Origin of the sequence: Peribacillus muralis (assembly GCF_001645685.2) — a bacterium.
GTDB lineage: Bacteria > Bacillota > Bacilli > Bacillales > DSM-1321 > Peribacillus > Peribacillus muralis_A.
Map to the genome: position 1 here is coordinate 3214021 of NZ_CP017080.1, position 22701 is coordinate 3236721.

The following is a 22701-nucleotide window of genomic DNA, read 5'->3' on the forward strand; positions in this document are numbered from 1 at the left end:
ATGTATATATTCTTCGGGAAAGGGGTGGTTCATATGAAATTCTTCATCCAGCTGTCTGCCATCATTCTCCTTTTATGGACCGTGCCCGGGCAGTTCCATCAGCACACGCAACAGCTAACCCTTGAAGAGCATACCGATGTTCACCATTGGGATAAAGCCGATAAGAAAGTGCCTTTCATCCCTTCCTTAAATTCGTTGCAGGCGATCATCATTTTTCTAGTATTCGAAATATCGATTTTAAGTTTTCTTTATTTCCATTCGAACCTGCGGCAACGGTATCTCAGTCCCGTATTTTTTCAGGCGAATTACGTAGCCGCCCACTCTGACATTTTATTAAAAAAATAAAATCGAGGAGTGATTCATATGTGGTTTCGTTTTATTATGATAGGGATTTTTTCATTAACCGCGTCACGTCTGTTCCTATTTCAAGGTATCGAGATTTATCATGCATTTGCAGACATGGTTCGAAGTAAATATTAATGCAAAAAGAGTGCCGGGAATATTCCCGACACTCTTTTTTACGTTTACCCTTTAGCCTTCTTTTCCTTCTCTTTTTCTGCCCTGTAAAATTCATGGAACATCTTCATCAATGCCCGCTTCTCGATCCTTGATACATAACTACGGGAAATCCCTAGTTCTTTAGCGATTTCCCGCTGGGTTTTTTCCTTTTTCAAATCAAGCCCGAACCTGCCTACAATGACTTCCTTTTCCCGTTCATCCAAAATATCAATGTACTTTTTCACTTTTTCGATTTCCATATTGAGCTGGATCGTATCGATGACATCTTCCGATTCCGATTTCAGCACATCGATTAAACTGATTTCATTTCCCTCTTTATCCTGGCCAATCGGATCATGCAAGGAAATATCCTTCTTCGTTTTCTTTGTCGCACGCAAATGCATCAGAATCTCATTCTCGATACATCGCGCAGCATACGTAGCGAGCTTGGTGCCTTTCCCATCCGAATAACTTTCGATCGCTTTTATCAGTCCAATCGTCCCAATTGAAATCAGATCCTCCGTATCTTCGCCCGTATTCTCGAATTTCTTGACAATGTGGGCAACAAGCCTGAGGTTATGCTCGATCAAAATGTTGCGGGCATCACCATCCCCCTCACTCATGAGCTTCAGATATTTCTTTTCATCCTGTGCTGATAAAGGCTGGGGAAAAGCATTGTTCTTTACATAGGAAACAAATAAGTAAAATTCTTTGATGATATAGCCGACAACAGTAAGTATTCCGGGCATTGGTTTCATCCCCCGTTTCTTAGGTTTCCCTATTCATACCTATGCAGCGGTGGGCTTGTTCGTGTCTGTCCCGTTAAAAGAAAATCATGAAAGGATGAAATATTTGGAACGGTAATGGCTGAATTCCCATGCGGACAAAAAAAGAGAAGGATGTCCTGGAACGGAATCTAACTATGAACCATACGGTTGCTGCAACTATGATATCCAAATCCGCCACCCCATTTAGTAGGTGGGTACGAATCCGTTAATGCTTGTTTATTTTCCTGTTGGTTGTATTGCCCCCATACAGGTTTCGCTAGTTTCCAGCATACGGATACAGCGGAAAAGGTGCGTGCTGCTTAATCAAAAAAACTCGGCATTTGGCCGAGTTTTTCCTTTTAACCTGCTCAATTTTCCGATTGGGGATCATCCGTTATGTGCCAAGTTCGTTAGCCGGTATCCTTCTCCTGCCAGTAGCAACGCTTCGCTCCCTTTACATAAACTGAATTCATCATATTAACCTCCACCTTTCATTGAATTATTGGGAAACCAAACCTCATTAACTTAGAAAAAAGGACGATGCTTCATCGCTTTGTCTAAATGTTCTTCCCGAAGTTTATTGATTCTCTCCTGCTGCATGCATTCTTCGGCAGTCATTTTTTTCATTTTGATTGTAATTGTGAAAAAAAGCATATTCAATGTCATAAATATCACCTCCTTTTAGGGTGCGGCCCCGCAAAAAGGCATAAAAAGGCCGCAGAAAGTTATGTCCTCCTGCAGCTTTTTCAAAAAAATATAAAAAGGCCGCAGGACAAAAGACTTCTCCCTGCGGCCGCTATGTCTGAATGATTAATAAAGCCCGTTTGCTTTAGAAATATTCCGCGTGGCACAGGTCGAATAGTATTTGATTGTCAATTGAAACAGTCCAGCTAATTTGAGTGACGACTCCATATAGATACAAATTCATTTTCTTCGACCTCCCTTGGAATATTTTTTATTACTTGGTAAGTATATCCACAAATCCGTAATTTGTAAACGGCTTTTGCCCATTTTTTTAAAAATTCTTTCTTTTTACCCATTTTTCAAACGGAATTTATTGAAGGGGGAGGCAATAAGAATGACAAATCCGTGCAATATAAGCTTACTCTTGAGTTAGAAAAAAAAGTGCGACACTCCTGTGGAAAATACGTGTCCGCAGGAGCCCCTATGGACGAAGAGGCCGATAATGGCCTTGCGGACACCGCCTCTGGATAAGGGAGTGCCTGCAGTGCAATGCAACGGTCTAAGGTACAGTTACTCGCGGATTTTGTGCTTTTTCTCGAGAGTTTGGACTTTGCATCGAAATTGAGGTGTTTTCCACTAAAAAGTCCCCTTTTCACAGACAGTTGGGGCCGTTTCTCGTCTATTTCTTGCGTTACTCGCGAATTTATCGACTTTACTCGCGAGTTTAACCACTTTACTCGCGAGTTTATACTTTCCATCGAATTTAAAGAATTTTTTCATGAAGATCGTGATATTCACATGCTTTTTATACCGTTTCTCGCCAGCTACATGTACGGAGTGCCTGCAGTGAAATGTAACGCACAAGGTACAAATCCTCAAAAAGAATCATGCAGAATGAAACCAAAAAAAGGCTGCAGGCGAACTCCTTTAACACTTGAGTTTGCCTGCAGCCTTCATCCTGATTTTATTGTTGTAAAGAATCCTGGTCATCCATTTCTGCCAAGACCTTTTTGTATTTATTTGATAAACGGAAAAATACAATGGATACACCAAGGAACAGGATCGTCGCTCCCATATAGGCATATGTGTCAATCATCGTTTTGCCGTCAGAGGGAAGGATGGTTCCTAAATAGAAAAACGAACCCACACATAGCAAAGTGATGCCAAATTGTTTAAAATCGGCCATTTTCGAACGCAGTATTGCAGCCGTCTGGTTTGTACGGTTTTTCATGCCATTCCACCTTCTTTCAAGCTAATAAGTTATCGATATCTCATTCTACCATATTTATTCCAGATGACAGAAAGTAAATAATGGCAGTCAGCTTGAATCGGCGGCATGTTCCGCGTTTATCCTCTTAGTGCTTGCTCCAAGTCTTCCAATAAATCTTCCGCGTCCTCCAGGCCTACGGAAAGTCGGATCAGCCCGTCAGTTATTCCAAGCTCGGCACGGCGCTCTGCTGGAATGGAAGCATGCGTCATCAAAGCCGGAATGGAGATTAAGCTTTCCACCGCTCCAAGACTTTCAGCCAGCGTGAAATATTTCACCTTTTTCAAAACAGATGCGGCTTTTTCGGCACTGCCGACATCGAATGAAACCATGCCGCCGAAGCCTCGTGCTTGCTTCTTCGCTATTTCATGATTCGGATGGTTTTCCAGACCTGGATAATAGATTTTCGACACGCCTGCATGACCGGATAGATATTCAACGATCCGGGATGTATTTTTTTCATGCTCTTCCATCCGGATTCCCAGCGTTTTAATGCCTCGCATCAACAACCACGAATCTTGAGGCCCTAGCACGCCTCCTGTGGAGTTTTGGATGAAGTGAAGGTCATTGCCGATTTTTTCATCATTCACCACGACAAGGCCCGCTACAACATCGCTGTGTCCCCCTAGGTACTTAGTGGCGCTGTGAAGGACGATATCTGCACCGAGCGTAAGTGGATTCTGCCAGTATGGCGTACTGAAAGTATTATCCACGATCGTAAGGATGCCGTTTGCCTTCGCAATTTTTGCTACAGCTTCCAGATCCGTGATTTTCAATAATGGATTCGTCGGAGTTTCGATGAACAATGCTTTCGTATTGTCCCTGATTTCGTTCTGAATCGAATCTATATCGCTCGTATTGACGAATGAAGCTTCAATTCCGAAGCGGTTCAGCACCTTCGTCATCACCCTGAAAGAGCCTCCATAAACGTCATCGGTCATCAAGACATGATCGCCATGACTCAGCAGCATCATCACAGCTGTCATCGCCGCCATACCTGAGCCGAAAGCGAAGCCCCTTTTTCCATCTTCAAGATCCTTGATCAATTCCTCAAGGGCATGGCGGGTAGGATTGCCCGTACGGGAATACTCATATCCGCGATGATCCCCCGGTCCATCCTGCTTATAGGTGCTTACTTGATAAATCGGCACCGAAACGGCACCTGTTGCTTCATCACCAAAAATTCCACCGTGAATCAATTGTGTTTTCTTTCTCATTTTACATACCTCCCTGATAAATTTTCTTGCTTAAGTAACGTTCACTGGAATCCGGGAATACCACGACGATATTCGTGCCTGGGGATGCGTTGGCCGCCTCATTCAAGGCTGCAGCGAATGCCGAGCCCGATGAACTTCCGACTAGCAAGCCTTCCTTCAAGGCCAATTCCTTGACCATGTCGAACGCTTCCCGATCGCTTATCGTATGAATACGATCAAAGTACGTTTCATCCATATAAGCTGGCAGGAACTCCATACCTATGCCCTCTGTTTTATGAGGTCCCGCTTCTCCTCCGTTCAAAATCGATCCTTCCGGTTCGACAATGATCGTTTTGATAGCAGCTTTTTTTTCTTTTAAATAACGTGATGTTCCCATGAAGGTCCCTCCCGTCCCGGCACCGGCAACAAAAACATCGACCTTGCCATCAAGCTGCTCCCAAAGTTCAGGTCCCAGTGTTTTGTAATAAGCATCGGGATTGGCTGGGTTGGCAAATTGCTGAGGACAATAAGATCCTGGAATTTCAGCAAGCAACGCCTTCGCTTTTGCAATCGCTCCTGTCATTCCCTCCTCTGTTGGGGTCTGGACCACTTTTGCTCCCAGAGCACGCATCAATTCCTGTTTTTCGGCACTGAATTTCTCGGGTACACAAAAGATCACATCGACTCCGCTGTTTATCGCTGCCAGCGCCAGTCCAATCCCGGTATTCCCGGCAGTCGGCTCGATGATCGTTCCGCCCTTTTTCACTTTCCCAGTCTGCAACGCTTGTGTCAAAAGCTCCTGACCGAGGCGGTCCTTCACACTGCCTCCCGGATTGAAGTATTCCAATTTGGCAAAGATGCGAACGCCCTCAGGAAGCGTGAAATGGGTAATTTCCATCAACGGCGTCTTCCCGATCAACTCATGTATGTTTTGAAAGACCTTCATATTCGTACATCCTTTCATAGTTACCCTACCAATTTAGTGAGTTATAAAACTAAAGAGTAATCAGCGGAGAGCCTCACGCTGATCACTGCCCATTCATTTCATTTTCCCAACCATTTTCAAAATCAATTCCGCTGAATGAAGGGCCGCCGTTTCAAGGAACTTATCAAAGGAAATATTGGACTCCTTACCTGCGATGTCCGAAAGCGAACGGATGATGACAAATGGTGTTTGGAATTGGTAGGCTACCTGTGCAATCGCTGCCGCTTCCATTTCCACAGCATATAGATCCGTGAATTTCCCTCTGACGAATTCGACCCTGACAGGATCATTCATGAACGAGTCCCCCGTAACGATCAATCCTTTCGCCACTTGTATATCCTGGATTTCCTTAGCAGCTTCTTCTGCAAGAGCAAAAAGCTTCTCATCCGGGATGAAGGCTGCCGGCAGCTGAGGAACCTGGCCATACTCATATCCAAAAACCGTCACATCGACATCATGATGGCGAACTTCGGTAGAGATGACGACATCCCCTACATTAAGTTCCGGATGATAACCGCCTGCGGAACCAGTATTGATGATGGCATCCGGTTTGAATCTTTCCAAAAGGACTGCAGTTGACATGGCGGCATTCACTTTACCGATACCGGATTTAAGCAAAATGACTTCGACACCGTTCAGTTTTCCTGTATTGAATTCGGAACCGGCAATGGTCACCTGCTCCAAACCTTCCAATTTATCACGTAAAATCGTAACTTCTTCTTCCATTGCTCCGATTATGGCTACTTTCATTAGTAAAAACCTCTTCCTATAATTTTTCCGCCTCCATAATCCAGACAAATTGATTGCAGCGCTCGAAGTTCACCGTATAACCATGTGCTTCAAGAACTTTTTCCAAAAAAGGAATGGTTGTGTAATATTCCGTTTGCAAATCTTTCGCCAAATTATGGAAGCCTGCCTGCGTTGCCTCGGAAATCGCCTGTTCGTGCGCTTCCTTCGATTGATACATCGTATCCGCAAACACTATTTTACCACCAGTATTCTGTAACTTTCCATAGCTGGCTATCGCTTTTTCTTTTTCTTCATCCGTCAAATGATGAAATGCATACGTACTCACGATCGTATCGACCTGCTCAGGCTCAGGGAAATCCATGAAATCGCCATCGGCTATATGCGTTACATTGCCCAGCTTGCCGACCGCAATCTCCCTCATTGCCGGTGAAGGCTCGATGCCGGTAACCTTGAGGCCTTCCTTCAATAACCTCTCCGTTAAATTCCCGGTGCCCACCCCGAACTCAAGAACATGCCCATGAGCCCGCTTCGTCACGCTATCCAAGATCTTATCATAATGTTTAAATACCTCTTGATATTCAATATCGTGTCCACCGACAGTATCATCATACGATTTCGACCATTCTTCAAATAAATCCAAAAATTCTCTGCCCATTTTTTATCACCTTTTTATTATAATATAATAAAGCCTATAAGTATAATATGAATTAAACACTAAATTAGTGCTCGTTATTTAGGCGAATCCACCAAAAGCTATCGATTCGACTAAGCACTCTTTTATTATAATACAATAAAACCTATAAGTATAATATGAAATAATATAAAAACAGTTCGGATTTTTTAGGCAAATCCCTCATTTGGTTTTGATTGAGCTAAAATGGTGTTAAACTATCATTATCTAACATGTTGGAGGGAAGCCGTTATGAATTTCCAGCTCGACTTAAATCTATTCGAAGATAAAATAGAGTTTTTCGAAGCAGAAAGCATCAAGAATCTCGAAGAAAAAATCCAGGCACAGATCGAAATCAATAAAGCGATCATGCTCCAGGTTCATTCCGTATCACACGAAATGTATGTAAGCGAGGAGGGCAGACGTTTCTATAGTGCAGTCGTTCACTTCAAGGCAAAAAAATGACCAATATGAAAATCCCTCGGAATTAGTGCTTCCGAGGGATTTTTGGGCTATTTGCGTTTATCATTAACCTTCAATTCTTCAACTTTTTCAGGTTTCCAGCCAGAACCGTCGACCCATTCGATATGGACCCGATAGGTTTTTGGATTGTCCCCAGCAGATACGGTACCGATTGCCGTGTTGGGCGAGCCGCCATTTTGAAGCCACCATAGCTTCATGCTTCCTTCATCGATCCCAGCTCCGAGCGCAATGGCTTTACGCATTTCATTCCAGTCGACCGAATCCTTTTGAAAGCTTGCCGTATGGTCCCCGGATTGCTCGGTACCGACTGGTTTCCAGGCCTCACTCGTATAGGTAGCCGCGACATTGCCATCTCCGCTGCCTTCGACTTCCACCAACTCGGCATCCCCTCCTTCATCAGAAGCTTCTTCATCCTCTGTTGCCCCTTCTTCACTTTCCTCTTTTGCTTTAAGATCTTCGTCCGCTTCCTTCTCTGAATCCTTTTCTTCCACCTTTCCAGCTGGTTTGTCCACTTTGCCCTTGTCTTTATCGGCAATTTGCTTTGGTTCAGTCGTGGTCGGATCAGCTTTTGTACCGCCATCACTTAAGAAAATGGTGATGGCGACTATGACGATTAAAACGGAAACGATGGTTATTGCAATATTGTATATTTTATTTACTTTTCTTTTTTGATCTCGTTGATTGAATCTTGAGCCCAAGGTCCATTCCTCCCTCACCATTTCATTACTGCCCCATTTTAACATGATTCAGTGACAGATAGAAGAAAAGGGTTTCCTACATTTTTCGTCATTTCCCGTATCAATCCTGGTCCTTGGAGTATAAAACTTTTACAATATCCGAAAAAAGCGGCGTCATGCTGGTGCTATTCTCCTTCGTTTCAAAATTTACGGCAACTAGTGCATATTGGGGATTTTTATAAGGAAAGTAGCCAGCAAACCATTTGTTGAGCTCCCCTTTTTCCATGTTCGTCTGAGCCGTTCCCGACTTGCCCGCAACCTCTACAGGCAAGTCCCTCAAGGAAGCACCGGTCCCCTTATCTTCGGTCACAACCTTCCTTAAAAGCTGCTGCATCTTCATTGCTGTGTAGGGAGAAATTGTCTCCCCACCCATGTCTTGATTCTTAAAATCGACCACAGTCGTACTATTGTTGAATTCAACCTTGGATACGGCTTTGACTTGTTCCTTCTTGCCGCCGCGGGCGATCGTGGCCATCATGTTCGCTATCGCCAATGGTGTCGTTTGGACATCCTGCTGGCCGATGGCGGTTTTGGCAATCATTTTAGGATCTTTTTTTAAATCGGCGTCGTGCCACACCTTTCCGGTTTGTTCATGATACAGCTGAGTAACTCTCGTATGATATACATCACCTTGCCAGCCCGTTTCACCTATCAAGCCCAACTTCTTCGCATAGCTTTCCAGGAAGTCAGGATCCTTCTCGGCAATTTCCTGAGACAATTCGGCGAATGTCCTGTTACAGCTTTGGGCAAAGCTGCTTTCGAAATTGAGCATCCCCAGTTCCCTCTGTTTATCCGTCCTTCCGTCAATCGTCAAGTTACAATTGAATGTCCTGGAGGGACTTGCCGCTTTATGATCAATGGCCGCTGCCGCAGTGACCGTTTTAAAGACGGACCCTGGCGTTTTTTGCGTGAGCATCATATTGACTGCCCCTGCGCCATTCGGATCTTTTACATTCAGTGCTGGACGCGATACCATGGCGACGATTTCACTTTTTTTGATATCGATCAGTACAATCCCGCCTTTTTTTATGCCGCGCTCATCCACCAGCTTTTCCGCCTTTTCCTGTATCTCTTTATCGATTGTCGTTACGACCTTCACAGGGTATAAGGGGTTGGCCGGTTCGACGTATTTCACATCGACGCCAAACATCGGGCCGCCGCTCGCATCCACATGAAAAACAAGCTTCGATTCCCCTGAGGAAAGCAAAAACTCATCAAAGGTCCTTTGCAGACCTGTATTGCCTATCTTCGTTTCCGGGGATAAATTCATGTCAGGATACCGTTTTTTCTTCTCCGCATCCGATATATTCGTCGTGCCGATCAATTGTGCTGCAGGTGTTTGGTTATGATACAGCTTTTCGTTCACGGCAAATACCCCGGGAATTTTCAATTGGTTGATCGCCTTCGATTGACTGGCCGTCAATTCGATCGGTTCATCCCCGCCGAATACGAACGGTTCATCCGCTTGCTCAATGGCCCTTTTCAGCTCACTTTCCGATCTGCCGATAATCGAGGCGATTTCATCTATCGGCCATGTCATTTTTTTCAGAAATGGAAATAGCACGAGCGTGGGAATTTCTTCATGAGCAAGAGGCTCCCCATTCCTGTCATAAAACTTTCCACGTCCATCATCTATCTTTAATATTTGTGAACGTTGATCCACACTTGCTTCTAACAGGTTTATATCATGCTTCGAAAAAGATTCTGTCGATACAAGTTGAATGTAAACAAGCCTGCCTATGAGTATCAGCATGCAAGTCGTCAAAAAAATGGCCAGCAACCTCATTCGTTTCTTTTTCATAAAATACACCTCGTAACCATTGTTGACGAGGTGCGAATTTTTAAACAATTATATACAACTTTCACGCAACATTTTTTTTCGCAAAAAAAAAAGGATGCCCAAATGGGTCATCCTTTTTTAATCTGTACTTTGGATTAACTGATGGATACGATCTTGACGCTCATTTCGCCGCCAGGTGTTTGGATCGAGACTTTATCGCCAACCCTTTTTCCCATCAGGCTTTTCGCGATCGGCGAATCGTTGGAGATTTTCCCTTCAAACGGGTCCGCTTCAACGCTTCCTACGATGGAGTATGTTTCTTCGTCGCCATTTGGCAGTTCCACGAATGTTACCGACTTCCCAAGTGAAACGGTATCTGTATTCGAATCATCGCCTTCGATGATTTTTGCATTCCGGATCATGTTTTCAATCGTTGTAATACGGCCTTCAACGAAAGCTTGCTCCTCTTTTGCCGAATCGTACTCAGAGTTCTCGGAAAGGTCTCCAAAACTGCGGGCAATCTTGATCCTCTCCACTACTTCTTTCCGTTTAACCGTTTTTAATTGTTCCAGTTCCTGTTCAAGTTTCAACTTACCTTCTTTAGTCATTGGATATTCTTTTTCAATTGCCAAAACCCTTCACTCCTTCAAATTCTTTATGCCAAGTTTATGTACTATACATTGCTTAACCCTAAAAACTCGAGTCAAAATATATAAGTGCGCGACTCAAGAAGCACGCACAACCGATACTAAGAAACGACCGTTCTTTAGTATATGAACCGACTGCGGTGAGCAGCCGGTTCATTCTGTATCAAGAATAGAGTATTGCGTTTTCCAACATTTGTCCAGCATTTCCCTCTAAATAAAGGTGATTATTTCAAAAACGGAGGAAAATGGCGCCTATCATTATTTATGCTATGTTATTACAAAAAAGACTTTTGTTCAAGGATTGTTTGAATTTTAGTCACCATGAGGTCAATCGCCACATGGTTCTGTCCGCCTTCAGGAATGATGATGTCGGCATAACGTTTCGTTGGTTCGATGAACTGGTTGTGCATCGGGCGGACGACACTGATATATTGATCGATGACGGATTCTATGGAACGGCCGCGTTCTTTAATGTCACGCGTCATCCGGCGGAGTATCCGCAAGTCTGCATCCGTATCCACATATAGCTTCATGTCCATCAAGTCGCGAAGGCGTTCATCCTCCAGCACCAGAATCCCTTCAAGGATGATGACATCCTGCGGTTCGACGGTGATGACCTCCTCGGAACGAGTATGGATCGAATAATCATAAACGGGTTTTTCTATCGCTTCATAGCGCAGTAAAGCGTTAAGGTGTTCGATCAGCAAATCATTATCAAATGCCAACGGATGATCATAATTCGTTTTCAACCGCTCTTCATACGGCAGGTGACTTTGATCTTTATAGTAATAATCTTGTTCGATCATCAAGATCGAGTGTCCTTGAAAGAATTCAAAAATGGAACGGGTAACACTCGTTTTACCTGAACCCGATCCTCCCGTAACTCCGATGACCACTGGTTTTTTTCTTGTCATGTCAATTCTCCTTCCGCATCATATTGCTCACATATACTTGATTATCTACTTGAATGCGGACAATTTGAAGCGGATGGCGAGCAGCCTCCAGCTCGTTGCCTGACTCATCCCAGATCGTTCCGATTTTTTGCGTGAAGTTCTCGATTTCCGGACCGAAGAACTCGACTTCATCTCCAGGCTTGAAGAAGTTACGCTGTTGCAAGGTCGCGATTTGCGTTTCTTCGTCGTAATCAAGCACCAAACCTGCGAAGTCGAAGCGAGTCTTTACGGTATGATTCCCGAACATTTGCTGTTTATACCCAGGAATTTCCCCTTCCATGAAGGATGATGCCGTCTCACGGTTCGCACACTTATCAAGCTCCTCCAGCCATTCTTGTTTGATCTTGAAATGGTCCGGATCGGCGCAATACGCATCAATAACCTTGCGATAGACGCTGATTACCGTTGCAATATAGTGAATCGATTTCATCCTTCCTTCGACTTTTAAGCTATCAATGCCAATTTCGATCATCCCTGGCAGTGATTCAATCAACTTCAGGTCTTTCGGGCTCATGGCGAATGGAGCATCTTCTTTTTCGAATAATGCTTTTTCACCGTCTTGACCCAATTCGTATAAATCGTAATCCCAACGGCAGGATTGGCAGCAGCCGCCGCGGTTCGAGTCACGTGCCGTCATATGATTCGAAAGCGTACAGCGTCCGGAATAGGCGATGCACATGGCACCATGAACGAAGGCCTCGATTTCGATATCGACCTTTTCCTTCATTTCACGGATTTCTTCAGCACTTGTCTCACGGGCCAAGACGACACGCTCCAAGCCCTCCTCTTTCCAATACTGGACAGCCTTCCAGTTTGATAGTGATTGCTGTGTGCTCAAATGGATTTCCACTTTCGGGGCGACTCTTTTGCACGTTTCAATGATTAAGGGATCGGCGACGATGATTCCATGAACGCCAGCCTCCTGAAGACCTTTTAAATATTCATCAAGGCCATCGATATTTTCATTGTGCGCAAAGATATTGGTCGTAACATATACTTTCGCACCGTACTTTTTCGCGAATTCGACGCCTTCGGTCATTTCCTCAAACGTGAAATTCCCCGCATTGGAGCGCAGTCCATATTCCTGCCCGCCAATGAAAACGGCATCTGCGCCATAATGGACGGCGATTTTTAGTTTTTCCAAATTGCCAGCCGGGGCCAGCAATTCAGGTTTTTTAACAATGACTCTCTTCCCATCGATGATCCTGGAAATTTTATCAGCAATAGCATTCAAGGCTATTCCTCCTCTTTCTCGTACGCTTTTCTTTAATAAACCGACTCTTTGAAGAAGAATCCTGTATCCAGCTCCCGGCTAATTGGCTGAAGCGCTTTGACTTTTTCATAAAGTTCCATTTTCGAATCTTCATAACGGTCGGGATCTTCTACACATAAATCGATCGCTTCCCGATATAGGTTCGTCATTGCCGTTATATATTCAGGGGTTTGTAATAACCCTTCGATTTTTAACGAGTCGATTTCAGCCTCAATCAAATCCTGCAGTTCATCGATCATGCACATATCGTTCGGGCTCATGATATGTGTCCCATTTTCATCTTCATAGATTGGATATTTGTTTTCACGTTCCTTATCATGCAGGAACATGTTTCTGTTTTCCTGGCGATTTTCAACGGCCAATTCCTTGCCCTGGTATTCAAAGTAGTTTCCAAGAAGCGTACGCTTGGATTGGAATATGCACGTCATGCCGTGTACCTGCACTTCAAGCTCGACCTCGGCATTTTCCTTCATTTCTACTATTTCGTCCAAACTTATTTCACGGGCAGCGAGTGCACGGACAGCACCGCGTTTTCCCCAATAATTACAGGTGTACCAATTCGTCACCGTCATCTCTGTATTCCAGTGCAAAGGCATGTCAGGAGCAACGGCACGGACTGCCATCAAGACTGCCGGGTCACCGAAAACAATCCGGTCTGCACCGGCTTCTTTAAGGAACGTGACATAATCTTCAAGCTCATCCACCAATTCATTATGGAAAATGGCGTTCATGGATACGTACACCTTCTTGCCTGCGGCATGAACCATCCCAATCGCTTTCTTGACATCCTCACGGGTGAATTCCCCTGCCAGCCTAAGAGCGTAGCGTTGCTCGCCAATGACGAAGGCGTCAGCACCAGCGTCAATAAGCTCTCGGAGATGAGTGACGCTGGTCGGGGTCACGAGTAATTCAGGCTTTTTCATTTTTTGTCACCTCTATGTTTACTTATGGCTACACCATCTCCAATCGGCAATATGACGGTATCGAAGTGAGGATGGTCATGTAACCATATGTTAAAGTCTCTAATTTTTTTGATGAGTGCTCGCTTACGTCTCGTCATTTCCATTTCTTCAATGTTTTCTGCGACCAAGCCTTTAAATAATACATTATCAGTAATGATTACTCCAGTTTCAGCAAGGAATGGTTCAAACAGTTCAAAGAAACGTTTATACTGCCCCTTGGCAGCATCCACGAAGATGATATCGAACGGGCCATGCTCGTCCACTTTCGGCCCGGCTTCAAGGGCATCTCCTTCAATGAGAGTGATCCTATTGGCAAGTCCAGCTTTGTTGATGTTGGCTGTTGCCTGCTCAATACGAGCCTCATTGCGTTCAAGCGTCACGATTTTAGCCTCGGGCAGTGTTTCTGCCATCCTAATGGCGGAATAACCTATCGCGGAACCTACCTCCAATATCGCCTTCGGCTGATGAAGCCTTAAGATCTGAAGCAGCACCTCAATGCCTTCCGGCTCCATGATCGGCACGTTATGTTCCAATGCGAAATCTTCCATCTCCTTGATCAACCCCGTACGATCCGGAATCAAGGAATGAAGATATTGTTCTATTTTACCGTTCAAGACGTTTCCTCCAGTTATAAGAAAAACGAAAGCGCTTCGTCAGTCATGCTATACATGCCAGGTCCGAATGATGCCTGCAAGTCATCACGATGGCTGAAGCAAATATGCTTGACGACCTACATTTCCTTATCTTTCAAAATAAAACCCGGCATTCGCCGAGTTACTGATCACCGATAAAACGGATCCGAAAATTCACTTGTACTATTCTATCATAAAAACAAGGGGAAAGTAATATCTCTCCCCCTACGTTGCCTGGCTTTTATTTATTGGAAATATGTTCTGCCTTTTTAATATTATGTTCATCCAAGTTTTTGGAGTAAAGGACTTCGCCTTCTGGTGTTGCCAAGAAGTATAGGAAATCCGTTTTCTCCGGTTTCAATGCCGCTTCGATCGATGTCGCTCCAGCATTGGCAATCGGTCCTGGCGGCAGCCCCTTATTCTTATACGTATTATACGGGGACTTCACCTCAAGGTCTTTATAATACACCCTGCTTTTATGGGACCCTTTTGCATACAGCACGGTAGGATCCGTTTGAAGCGGCATGTCCTCCTTGATACGATTGTAAAAGACGGAGGCTATTTTGCCCCGATCTACCTGCGCCGTCGCCTCTTCTTCCACTAGCGAAGCGAAGGTCAGCATTTCGTGCACGGAATAATCATCCTTTTCCATCTGCGGTTTATATACTTGGAGCGTCTCTTCGGTTTTCTTCAGCATCTCGGTGACGATCGATTCAAGGTTTGGTTTTTCCTCATAGAAGTCATAGGTTGCCGGGAAAAGATACCCTTCGAGCGGATATAAAACCTTTTCATTTTCGATTTCCGAAGTCAATAACTCCGGGAACTGCTCCTGCATGGACTTAACGAATTTCTTATCATTCAATTCCTTAAAGACTTTTTTCGGGTCTTGGCCTGTCTTTACGGCAATGATATCGGCAATTTGAACAAGCTGCTTCCCCTCGGGGATTGTAATCTTCAATGCCGCTTCTTTCATCAGTTTCCCGGTTTTGATGCTTGTGACGATATCTTCAATCGGCATGGAAGGTGATAACTTATACTCACCTGCCTGGAAACCGGATTCATTGCGGAATTTAATATAATATTTGAATACCCGCGCGTCCTTGATTATTCCCTGCTCTTCAAGCAGTGTCGAAATTCCGTTCACGGAAGAACCGATCGGTATTTTCACTTTTTTGATGGTATCATCATCCGGATCGACGGGTTTCATGGCCGAATTTATGTATAAAAAACCGACGAGACCAACAATCCCAATTAGTAATATGAGCGAAGCTATCGTAATCAAGATAATTTTACGAACGAGCCTCGCTTCTCCTTGCCGTTCCAACAATTTCATTTGGATATGTTCCTTTTTAGATAAATTATGATCTTTTTCATCCATTTTCATTCCCCCTGCAAACTCACACCAACTTCAGAATGGCTTCTGGATGATGCTTTCTCTAATAGACTTTGCTTCGAACATTATACTAAAACCAACAAAAAATTACATGTTTTTTGTGAAACTACATTCATTATTACTCTATTTTTGGCAAAAACGCACTAGTTTTGTCAGTACCAGGAGTTTTTAACAGAAAAAAAGCGTTATGATCACTATTGCATTTTAGTAAGGATGATCCGTATCCATTTTTATGGTAGACAATTCATCCACGAACCGGAATAATCATATAATAGGCTTATTATGAAAAGGAAGGCGGTGTGAAGGAATTGGATAATTCTTATTTTGTCGGGTGGGGGACGCTGGCCCTCATAAACGCCGGACTCGCGCAAGGTAAAAATAGAACGGCGTTGAATTGGTTCTTGCTTTCTTTATATTTAGGACCTTTAGCGACTTTTATTCTTCTATTCGCAGAGAAAAGATAAGGCTTCATAGGTACATAAATGAAAAAGCTCGATAAAACAGTTAATTTATATGCTTTCGAATGCTTCATAGGCAAAAATATAGCCGTTATCCTTAAGTTCCGGCGCCTTATTCGTGAATTTGGGCTCTTTACTCGCCAATTCGGGCTCTTTACTCGCGAGTTTTGATGCTTTACTCGCCAATTCTGATGCTTTACTCGCCAATTCGGGCTCTTAATTCAAGAGTTTGATGCTCATCTCCTGCCCTCTTGCATTGCTGGGCATGAGAGGAAAAATCAATTACACGCATTGCTTGATGAGTAGCAACGACATATGTGAAAACAGCAAAAAAAGATGCCGCCTGCAAAATACAGACAGCATCTCCTTCAAGTTGCCTGGTTTCATTAAGATGCCCTTAATCAAGGATGCACTCTATGAACCCAAGTCAGTTTTTTTATTCTTCTTCGGCTTCTTCCTGATCCAGGAATGTATTTAACATTTCCTCGACTAGGTCCCACTCTTCTTCTGTCTCGATCGGAGTAAGCTCACCATCTTTGTTGTCTTCGCTCGGTACGAATGAAGAAGCGTGGATTTCAATCTCTTCCTCTTCATCTTCTGCGGACATCGGATAGTAAAGGACATAAGATTTGTTGAATTTATCTGAATCGAATGTGAAAAGGATTTCGCATAGCTGCTCGTTTCCGTTTTCATCTACTACTGTAATGTTGTTTTCACCGTGTTCCATTTGCATTCACCTCATATTGAATTTGTTTGTCTGTCCAAGAAACCTTGCAGAATCATGACAGCTGCCATTTTATCAATGACTTTCTTACGTTTGCTTCGGCTCACGTCCGCCTCAAGAAGGACACGTTCAGCTGCCATAGTTGTCAACCGTTCATCCCAGAGAAACACCGGCAGCTTGAATTTCTTTTCTAATCGCTTAGCGAAATCTTGGCTGATTTCGCCTCGCGGTCCTACAGTCCCGTTCATATTTTTAGGTAAACCGAGGACGATTTTAGAAACTTCATGCTCTTTTATGATTTCATTGAGACGTTTAAAGCCGAAGTCATTTCCAGCTTCGTTAATTTTGATCGTTTCCAATCCTTGTGCAGTCCAGCCCATCGCGTCGCTTACGGCGACGCCGATGGTTTTTGAACCTAAATCAAGACCCATTGTGCGCATTAGTAATCCTCTCGGTGTTTCGTTAGATACGACTTGACCAACTCTTCGATGATTTCGTCGCGTTCAAGCTTACGGATGATGTTTCGGGCATCCATATGGCGCGGGATGTAAGCCGGGTCACCGGATAATAGATATCCGACAATCTGGTTGATCGGATTATAGCCTTTTTCCTGAAGGGCAACATAAACTTGAGACAATACTTGTTGTACATCTCTTTCAAATGGTTCTTCCGGAAAATTAAATTTCATCGTTTTATCAAAGGAACTCATTAACATGCACCTCTCCTCAGCGTCCAAAATCCACTAATACCTACATTGTACAACACTTTTCATGGATTATGAAATCGTTAAGACCCATTCTTCAACAAAATTAAGTGCTGCATCCAATTTTTCTGGGTCTTTCCCCCCTGCTTGGGCCATATCCGGACGGCCGCCGCCGCCGCCGCCGCAACGGGATGCCACTTCTTTGATCAATTTGCCTGCATGGAAGCCGCGATCGATATAATCTTTCGTAACACCTGCAATCAAATTGACTTTATCACCTTGGGCCGACCCTAATACGATAATGACAGAATCAAGCTTTTGTTTCAAATCATCCGCCATGGCGCGCAGATTATTCATGTCAGTAGCTTGAACCTTGGCCACCAATACTTGGACCCCGTTGATTTCTTTCACATTGGACACGAGGCTTCCTGCTTCAATATTGCTTAATTTAGCAGTCAGGCTTTCATTTTCACGATGAAGATCCTTCACCTCAGCCAAGACCGTTTCGATTCTTGCAGGGACATCCTTCAGGTTCGTTTTCAATTTAGCTGCCGCCTCTTTTAAGATGCCGATTTGATCCGTCATCAATTGGTAGGCGCCAGCGCCCGTTACCGCCTCGATCCGGCGCGTTCCTGCACCGATGCCGCTTTCGGAGACGATTTTGAACAAGCCGATCACCGCAGTATTCGGGACATGTACACCGCCGCAAAGCTCAAGGCTATAGTCGCCGATTTGAACGACACGTACGACCTTTCCGTATTTTTCGCCGAACAAGGCCATGGCTCCCATCGCTTTTGCTTCATCAATATTTTTATAATCTGTATTCACTTGAAGGCTTTGCCAGATCTTTTCATTTACAATCGTTTCGATCCGCTCTATTTCCTCGGCCGTTATCTGTCCGAAATGAGAGAAGTCGAAGCGAAGGCGTTCAGCTTGTACGAGTGAACCAGCTTGATTGACGTGTGTTCCGAGAACGTCCTTCAATGCCTGATGCAACAGATGTGTCGCTGTATGGTTTTTAGTGATATGGATGCGGTTTTCTTGATTTACCGCAGCAGCTATATCGGAATCTGTCGTTAAAGTGCCGGCAACGACCGTAACACGATGCAGGTTTTGACCATTCGGTGCCTTTTGAACATCGTGGACATCGACTTTCACGGATTCACTAGCCATCGTGCCTTTATCGGCTATTTGTCCGCCGCTTTCCGCATAGAAAGGAGTTTTGTCCAGAATGACCTGCACTTCCTCCCCTTCCTGTGCTTCCGTGACAAGCTCGCCATTTTTAATGATGGCGGCAACCTTGGCATCGACCGCAACTTGATCATAGCCGACAAATTCGCTTTCGATCTTAATATCGCCCAATACTCCGCCTTGGATTTGCATTGAATCCACATCTTGGCGTGCTGACCGAGCACGTTCACGCTGTGCATCCATTTCCTTTTCGAATCCTGCGTGATCGACCGTCATGCCCTCTTCCTCGGCATATTCCTCCGTTAGCTCGATTGGGAATCCATATGTGTCATATAAACGGAAAGCATCACTGCCAGGTATGGTCGTGCCGCCTTTTTCCTTTTCCTTTTTAATGACCTCCGAGAGAATGGCCAATCCATCATGAAGGGTTTCGTGGAAGCGTTCCTCTTCATTTTTGATTACTTTTGCAATGAAATCTTTATTATTGAGTACTTCAGGATAGAAGTCCTTCATGATTTCACCAACGACTGTCACAAGCTCGAACATGAACGGGCGATTGATGTTGATTTGCTTGGCATATCGAACAGCCCTGCGAAGCAAACGGCGCAATACATACCCACGGCCTTCGTTTGATGGAAGAGCTCCGTCCCCTACAGCAAATGCCACCGTACGGATATGGTCGGCAATGACCTTGAAGGCAACGTCTTTTTCTGCGTCGACACCATACTTCACATCGGCGATTTCTTCGACCGCGCGGATGATTGGCATGAATAGATCCGTATCATAGTTCGTCGCCACATCCTGCACGACGGAAGCCATGCGCTCCAGCCCCATTCCCGTATCGATGTTTTTCTTTGGAAGCGGAGTATAAGAACCGTCCGGATTATGGTTGAATTGAGAAAACACTAGATTCCAGACTTCTAGATGACGTTCATTTTCCCCGCCTGGATATAATTCCGGGTCATTCGGATCATCCCCATAGGCTGGTCCGCGGTCGTAAAAAATCTCCGTATTGGGACCGCTTGGACCTTCCCCGATATCCCAGAAATTTTCTTCAAGACGAATGATCCTTTCTGCAGGAACACCGATCTTTTTATTCCAAAGTTCAAATGCTTCATCATCTTCAGGATGGATGGTCACGGCTAATTTCTCCTTGTCGAACCCAATCCATTTTTCATCAGTCAAAAACTCCCATGCCCAAGTGATGGCTTCTTCCTTGAAGTATTCACCAATCGAGAAGTTACCTAGCATTTCAAAAAATGTATGATGACGTGCCGTCTTACCGACGTTTTCAATGTCGTTTGTACGAATCGCCTTCTGTGCATTCGTGATGCGGGGATTCTCAGGGATCACACGCCCATCAAAATATTTCTTTAACGTCGCCACCCCGGAGTTGATCCATAGCAATGATGGATCTTCATGAGGAACCAATGACGCACTCGGTTCGATGTTATGGCCTTTTTCACTAAAAAAATCTAAATACATTTGGCGGATTTGGGCACCAGTTAAATACTTCATATATATATCCTCCTTTAAAAATCAGGCTATTTCCGCAGAATTGGTTGCTATTGAACAAGGTATGCACTGTAATTCAAGAGGGCGGGCGATGCTTTCCCCTCCGCTCCAAACAACCTTATATCGTTTCACAAACTTTACGAAAAGAGCCAAAAATTATGTAATTTTTGGGCACACAAAAAACCCCCATCCCAAAAACAGGGACGAGAGTCAACTCGCGGTACCACCCTGATTACGGACGCAGGAAAATCCTATGTCCATCACCTTCATAAAAGCCTTAACGCGGCGGGACGGCAGGTATTAGCTGCTCTCGGGACTAGCTTTCTGCCGCTCTTCACCTCGCGATCCCTCTCAGCCAAGGGGACCCGTCTCTTTTAGGTGGACTTCAGCATACTTCATCCTTCAACGAATTATCTTATGTAATGGATTATATTCACAAGACTTTTATTTGTCAATAAGGGGCGGCTTCTTTCTAAAGTGAACACGGGCATGAAGGACAAAAACTTTCAGCACAGCCAAAATGGGAATCGACAGGACCATCCCCATGATACCGCCTATTTCGCCACCGGCCAATAAGGCAAGCATGATGAATAGCGGGTGCATATGCAGGCTTTTCCCGACAATCAGCGGCGATAGGACATTTCCTTCGAGAAATTGAAGGACGAGTACGATGACTGCAACGATCACCACCATTTTCACTGAAATCGTCGCGGCGATTATTACGGCAGGAATAGCGCCGATGATCGGGCCGAAGTACGGTATGACGTTCGTTATCCCGATGATCGCCCCCAATAACAGCGGGTAATCCATTCCGACTATCCAAAAGAGCAGCGAGGATAACAAGCCGATCACGGCACAAACGATGATTTGCCCGCGAATATAACTGCCAAGCGATGCATCGACATCGCGGACGAATGCCCGTCCTCTATTACGCCATTTTTTCGGGGTCATATACCAGGCCATTTTTTTCAAGACGGTGAAATCCTTCAGTATATAAAATGCGATGAATGGGATCAGCGCAATCAGCAAGATGAAGTCGATCATTTTCACGGCATACTCCATCGCTTTTTCGGGCATACGCTTCAACCAGCCCTCGAATAGGAAGATGCCTTCTTCCACTCTTTCATGAATTCCGAATGGCCAGGCCGCGGTTTGATGATTAAGCTTATCGATCCGGCTCCGGTACTGTTCAACCAGTTCCGGCACGCTTTCGGAAAGCTCCCTAACCTGACTGACCATCACCGGTATCCCTTTATACACGGCAAAGCCGATACCGCCGAAAAATAACAAATAAATGATCGTAATCGAAAGCCAGCGACGCATTCCTTTTCCCTTTAAATATTCGACGACCGGATGCAGCAAGTAACTGATGAACGCGCCGATCAAAAAAGGGGTCAGGACTGTTATGCATACGGTGACAATCGGTCCCCACAGGGGTTCAAGTTTCATGAAAATATAAACGACGAAGAATAAGAGCAATAAAAAACCGAGGCGATAAAACCACTTTACACGAATACTCACACCTAAAACCTCCCGCTCGTTTATTCTTCGAAAGGCAGCTCGTTTTCATACATGAAAAAAGAGTGCCCTGTGATAAGGACACCCTAGCCACACGTTATAATAATGACTTTAATCTTTTACGGACCTTCTTCATGCTTCGTTTGAGCATCTTCGAGTTCATCATGTCCGAACCGAAACTCATGAGTCCATTGCGTGAACGTCTAGCCATTGCAAACACCTCTTCCGATAATTACATACTGAAGCGGCGGTCATTTTCCTCAAACAAATCGTCCAATGAGCTTAAACTTCCATCTTCCTCGACCTGGTGAGTATTGATGATTCCTTCGGACAAGGACATTTCAATAAAACAATTCCAACAATAATATTGGTTTACACCGATTTTCCCCACATCTTTACTGCGGCAATTCGGACATTTAATTTCCAAGATTGGACACCTCACTGTTCATAAACTGAAACAATGATGGTATCCTTCCCAAACGTAGGCGGCTGTTTTGATTGGATCACTGTCGACTCCGAGAAAAACCCATCCGTTGTTTCATACGCTATAATCGTGCCCATTTTTTCCTTGAAATATACATCCTGCAGTAAACCAAGCTCCTCGCCCATTTCTGAAAAAAGCATCCGCCCCAATAACTCGTCCTTCGTGAAGCAAAGTGTATCCTCGGGCATTTTTTTTGCGGCTGAATCTTTGAGCTTGATGACGATCCCGTCTTGCCCGTAAGAAGTTATGTCGGTTAATTGCAAATGGAAGGCTCTCTTGAACAATGCTTGCTGATGAATGACCAAGCCGATTACCTGACCCGATTCTGAAATTGATAAATCATGGACGGTGCCGATTCGTTCTCCTGATATGGTAAAAACCGGCATCCCTTTCAATAAAGAAAACGTCCGCAAGGTCATCCCGCCTTTCCG

The 22701-nt window shown here is 44.5% G+C and carries 26 protein-coding genes; 2 read left to right on the forward strand and 24 right to left on the reverse strand.

Going from position 1 to position 22701, the window contains the following annotated elements; genetic code table 11:
* The first annotated feature begins 33 nt into the window (after nt 1-33).
* Nucleotides 34-345: a hypothetical protein gene (locus tag ABE28_RS15645; protein ID WP_064463518.1), complete on the forward strand. Its 312-nt coding sequence runs from the start codon at nt 34-36 to the stop codon at nt 343-345.
* 179 nt (nt 346-524) lie between these two features.
* Here the strand turns inward: ABE28_RS15645 and sigK are convergent, their stop codons facing one another.
* From sigK to ABE28_RS15680, 8 genes are all read right to left on the reverse strand, one after another.
* Complete coding sequence (gene sigK / locus ABE28_RS15650) at nt 525-1247, reverse strand: RNA polymerase sporulation sigma factor SigK (protein WP_064463520.1); 723 nt, start codon at nt 1245-1247, stop codon at nt 525-527.
* Nucleotides 1248-1790: 543 nt separating this feature from the next.
* Nucleotides 1791-1931: a YrzI family small protein gene (locus tag ABE28_RS24615; protein ID WP_083232105.1), complete on the reverse strand. Its 141-nt coding sequence runs from the start codon at nt 1929-1931 to the stop codon at nt 1791-1793.
* Nucleotides 1932-2585: 654 nt separating this feature from the next.
* On the reverse strand, nt 2586-2813 hold the full coding sequence (locus ABE28_RS15655; RefSeq protein WP_064463522.1) for a hypothetical protein: 228 nt from the start codon (nt 2811-2813) through the stop codon (nt 2586-2588).
* Between the two features lie 100 nt (nt 2814-2913).
* A complete protein-coding gene (locus ABE28_RS15660) occupies nt 2914-3180 on the reverse strand; it encodes a YrhC family protein (protein ID WP_064463526.1) in 267 nt (88 codons plus the stop codon).
* 116 nt (nt 3181-3296) lie between these two features.
* The gene (locus ABE28_RS15665) at nt 3297-4433 is read right to left on the reverse strand and encodes a bifunctional cystathionine gamma-lyase/homocysteine desulfhydrase (RefSeq protein ID WP_064463528.1); all 1137 of its coding nucleotides are present in this window, start codon (nt 4431-4433) and stop codon (nt 3297-3299) included.
* Nucleotide 4434: 1 nt separating this feature from the next.
* A complete protein-coding gene (locus ABE28_RS15670) occupies nt 4435-5358 on the reverse strand; it encodes a PLP-dependent cysteine synthase family protein (protein ID WP_064463532.1) in 924 nt (307 codons plus the stop codon).
* 93 nt (nt 5359-5451) lie between these two features.
* Nucleotides 5452-6147 carry a 5'-methylthioadenosine/S-adenosylhomocysteine nucleosidase gene (gene mtnN / locus ABE28_RS15675; protein ID WP_064463534.1) on the reverse strand — a complete coding sequence of 232 codons (696 nt, stop codon included), beginning with the start codon at nt 6145-6147 and terminating at the stop codon, nt 5452-5454.
* Nucleotides 6148-6163: 16 nt separating this feature from the next.
* Entirely contained in the window at nt 6164-6802 is a 639-nt protein-coding gene (locus ABE28_RS15680) for a class I SAM-dependent methyltransferase (protein ID WP_064463536.1), read from the reverse strand.
* Between the two features lie 267 nt (nt 6803-7069).
* Here ABE28_RS15680 and ABE28_RS15685 point away from each other — a divergent pair, with 267 nt between their 5' ends.
* Nucleotides 7070-7282: a DUF2536 family protein gene (locus tag ABE28_RS15685; RefSeq protein WP_064463537.1), complete on the forward strand. Its 213-nt coding sequence runs from the start codon at nt 7070-7072 to the stop codon at nt 7280-7282.
* Nucleotides 7283-7329: 47 nt separating this feature from the next.
* On the opposite strand, the gene ABE28_RS15690 is transcribed toward ABE28_RS15685, so the two are convergent.
* The 16 genes from ABE28_RS15690 to ABE28_RS15760 form a co-directional block, all read right to left on the reverse strand.
* Complete coding sequence (locus ABE28_RS15690; RefSeq protein ID WP_167353407.1) at nt 7330-7998, reverse strand: YrrS family protein; 669 nt, start codon at nt 7996-7998, stop codon at nt 7330-7332.
* 100 nt (nt 7999-8098) lie between these two features.
* Nucleotides 8099-9838, reverse strand: coding sequence for a peptidoglycan D,D-transpeptidase FtsI family protein (locus ABE28_RS15695; protein WP_064463542.1), 1740 nt, complete (start codon nt 9836-9838; stop codon nt 8099-8101).
* 134 nt (nt 9839-9972) lie between these two features.
* Nucleotides 9973-10449 carry a transcription elongation factor GreA gene (greA, locus tag ABE28_RS15700; protein WP_064463544.1) on the reverse strand — a complete coding sequence of 159 codons (477 nt, stop codon included), beginning with the start codon at nt 10447-10449 and terminating at the stop codon, nt 9973-9975.
* A 290-nt stretch (nt 10450-10739) separates the two neighbouring features.
* Nucleotides 10740-11378: a uridine kinase gene (udk, locus tag ABE28_RS15705; RefSeq protein ID WP_064463546.1), complete on the reverse strand. Its 639-nt coding sequence runs from the start codon at nt 11376-11378 to the stop codon at nt 10740-10742.
* Between the two features lies 1 nt (nt 11379).
* Complete coding sequence (locus tag ABE28_RS15710) at nt 11380-12651, reverse strand: peptidase U32 family protein (RefSeq protein ID WP_064463548.1); 1272 nt, start codon at nt 12649-12651, stop codon at nt 11380-11382.
* Between the two features lie 32 nt (nt 12652-12683).
* Complete coding sequence (locus ABE28_RS15715) at nt 12684-13613, reverse strand: peptidase U32 family protein (protein ID WP_064463550.1); 930 nt, start codon at nt 13611-13613, stop codon at nt 12684-12686.
* A complete protein-coding gene (locus ABE28_RS15720; protein ID WP_257390605.1) occupies nt 13610-14266 on the reverse strand; it encodes an O-methyltransferase in 657 nt (218 codons plus the stop codon). Before ABE28_RS15720 ends, ABE28_RS15715 begins: the two co-directional genes overlap by 4 nt.
* Before the next feature lie 259 nt (nt 14267-14525).
* Entirely contained in the window at nt 14526-15668 is a 1143-nt protein-coding gene (gene mltG, locus ABE28_RS15725; RefSeq protein WP_064463554.1) for an endolytic transglycosylase MltG, read from the reverse strand.
* Between the two features lie 518 nt (nt 15669-16186).
* Complete coding sequence (locus tag ABE28_RS25120; protein ID WP_156775795.1) at nt 16187-16342, reverse strand: hypothetical protein; 156 nt, start codon at nt 16340-16342, stop codon at nt 16187-16189.
* 229 nt (nt 16343-16571) lie between these two features.
* Nucleotides 16572-16862, reverse strand: a complete 291-nt coding sequence (locus ABE28_RS15730) for a DUF1292 domain-containing protein (RefSeq protein ID WP_034308630.1) — start codon at nt 16860-16862, stop codon at nt 16572-16574.
* A gap of 11 nt (nt 16863-16873) precedes the next feature.
* Complete coding sequence (gene ruvX / locus ABE28_RS15735) at nt 16874-17299, reverse strand: Holliday junction resolvase RuvX (RefSeq protein WP_064463555.1); 426 nt, start codon at nt 17297-17299, stop codon at nt 16874-16876.
* Nucleotides 17299-17568, reverse strand: a complete 270-nt coding sequence (locus ABE28_RS15740; RefSeq protein WP_064463722.1) for an IreB family regulatory phosphoprotein — start codon at nt 17566-17568, stop codon at nt 17299-17301. The genes ruvX and ABE28_RS15740 overlap by 1 nt, the downstream gene beginning before the upstream one ends.
* Before the next feature lie 66 nt (nt 17569-17634).
* Nucleotides 17635-20271 carry an alanine--tRNA ligase gene (gene alaS / locus ABE28_RS15745; RefSeq protein ID WP_064463557.1) on the reverse strand — a complete coding sequence of 879 codons (2637 nt, stop codon included), beginning with the start codon at nt 20269-20271 and terminating at the stop codon, nt 17635-17637.
* 441 nt (nt 20272-20712) lie between these two features.
* Nucleotides 20713-21789, reverse strand: coding sequence for an AI-2E family transporter (locus tag ABE28_RS15750; protein WP_064463559.1), 1077 nt, complete (start codon nt 21787-21789; stop codon nt 20713-20715).
* A gap of 229 nt (nt 21790-22018) precedes the next feature.
* Nucleotides 22019-22207: a hypothetical protein gene (locus ABE28_RS15755; protein ID WP_064463723.1), complete on the reverse strand. Its 189-nt coding sequence runs from the start codon at nt 22205-22207 to the stop codon at nt 22019-22021.
* Between the two features lie 17 nt (nt 22208-22224).
* Nucleotides 22225-22683 carry a PRC-barrel domain-containing protein gene (locus ABE28_RS15760; RefSeq protein WP_064463724.1) on the reverse strand — a complete coding sequence of 153 codons (459 nt, stop codon included), beginning with the start codon at nt 22681-22683 and terminating at the stop codon, nt 22225-22227.
* Nucleotides 22684-22701 lie beyond the last annotated feature (18 nt).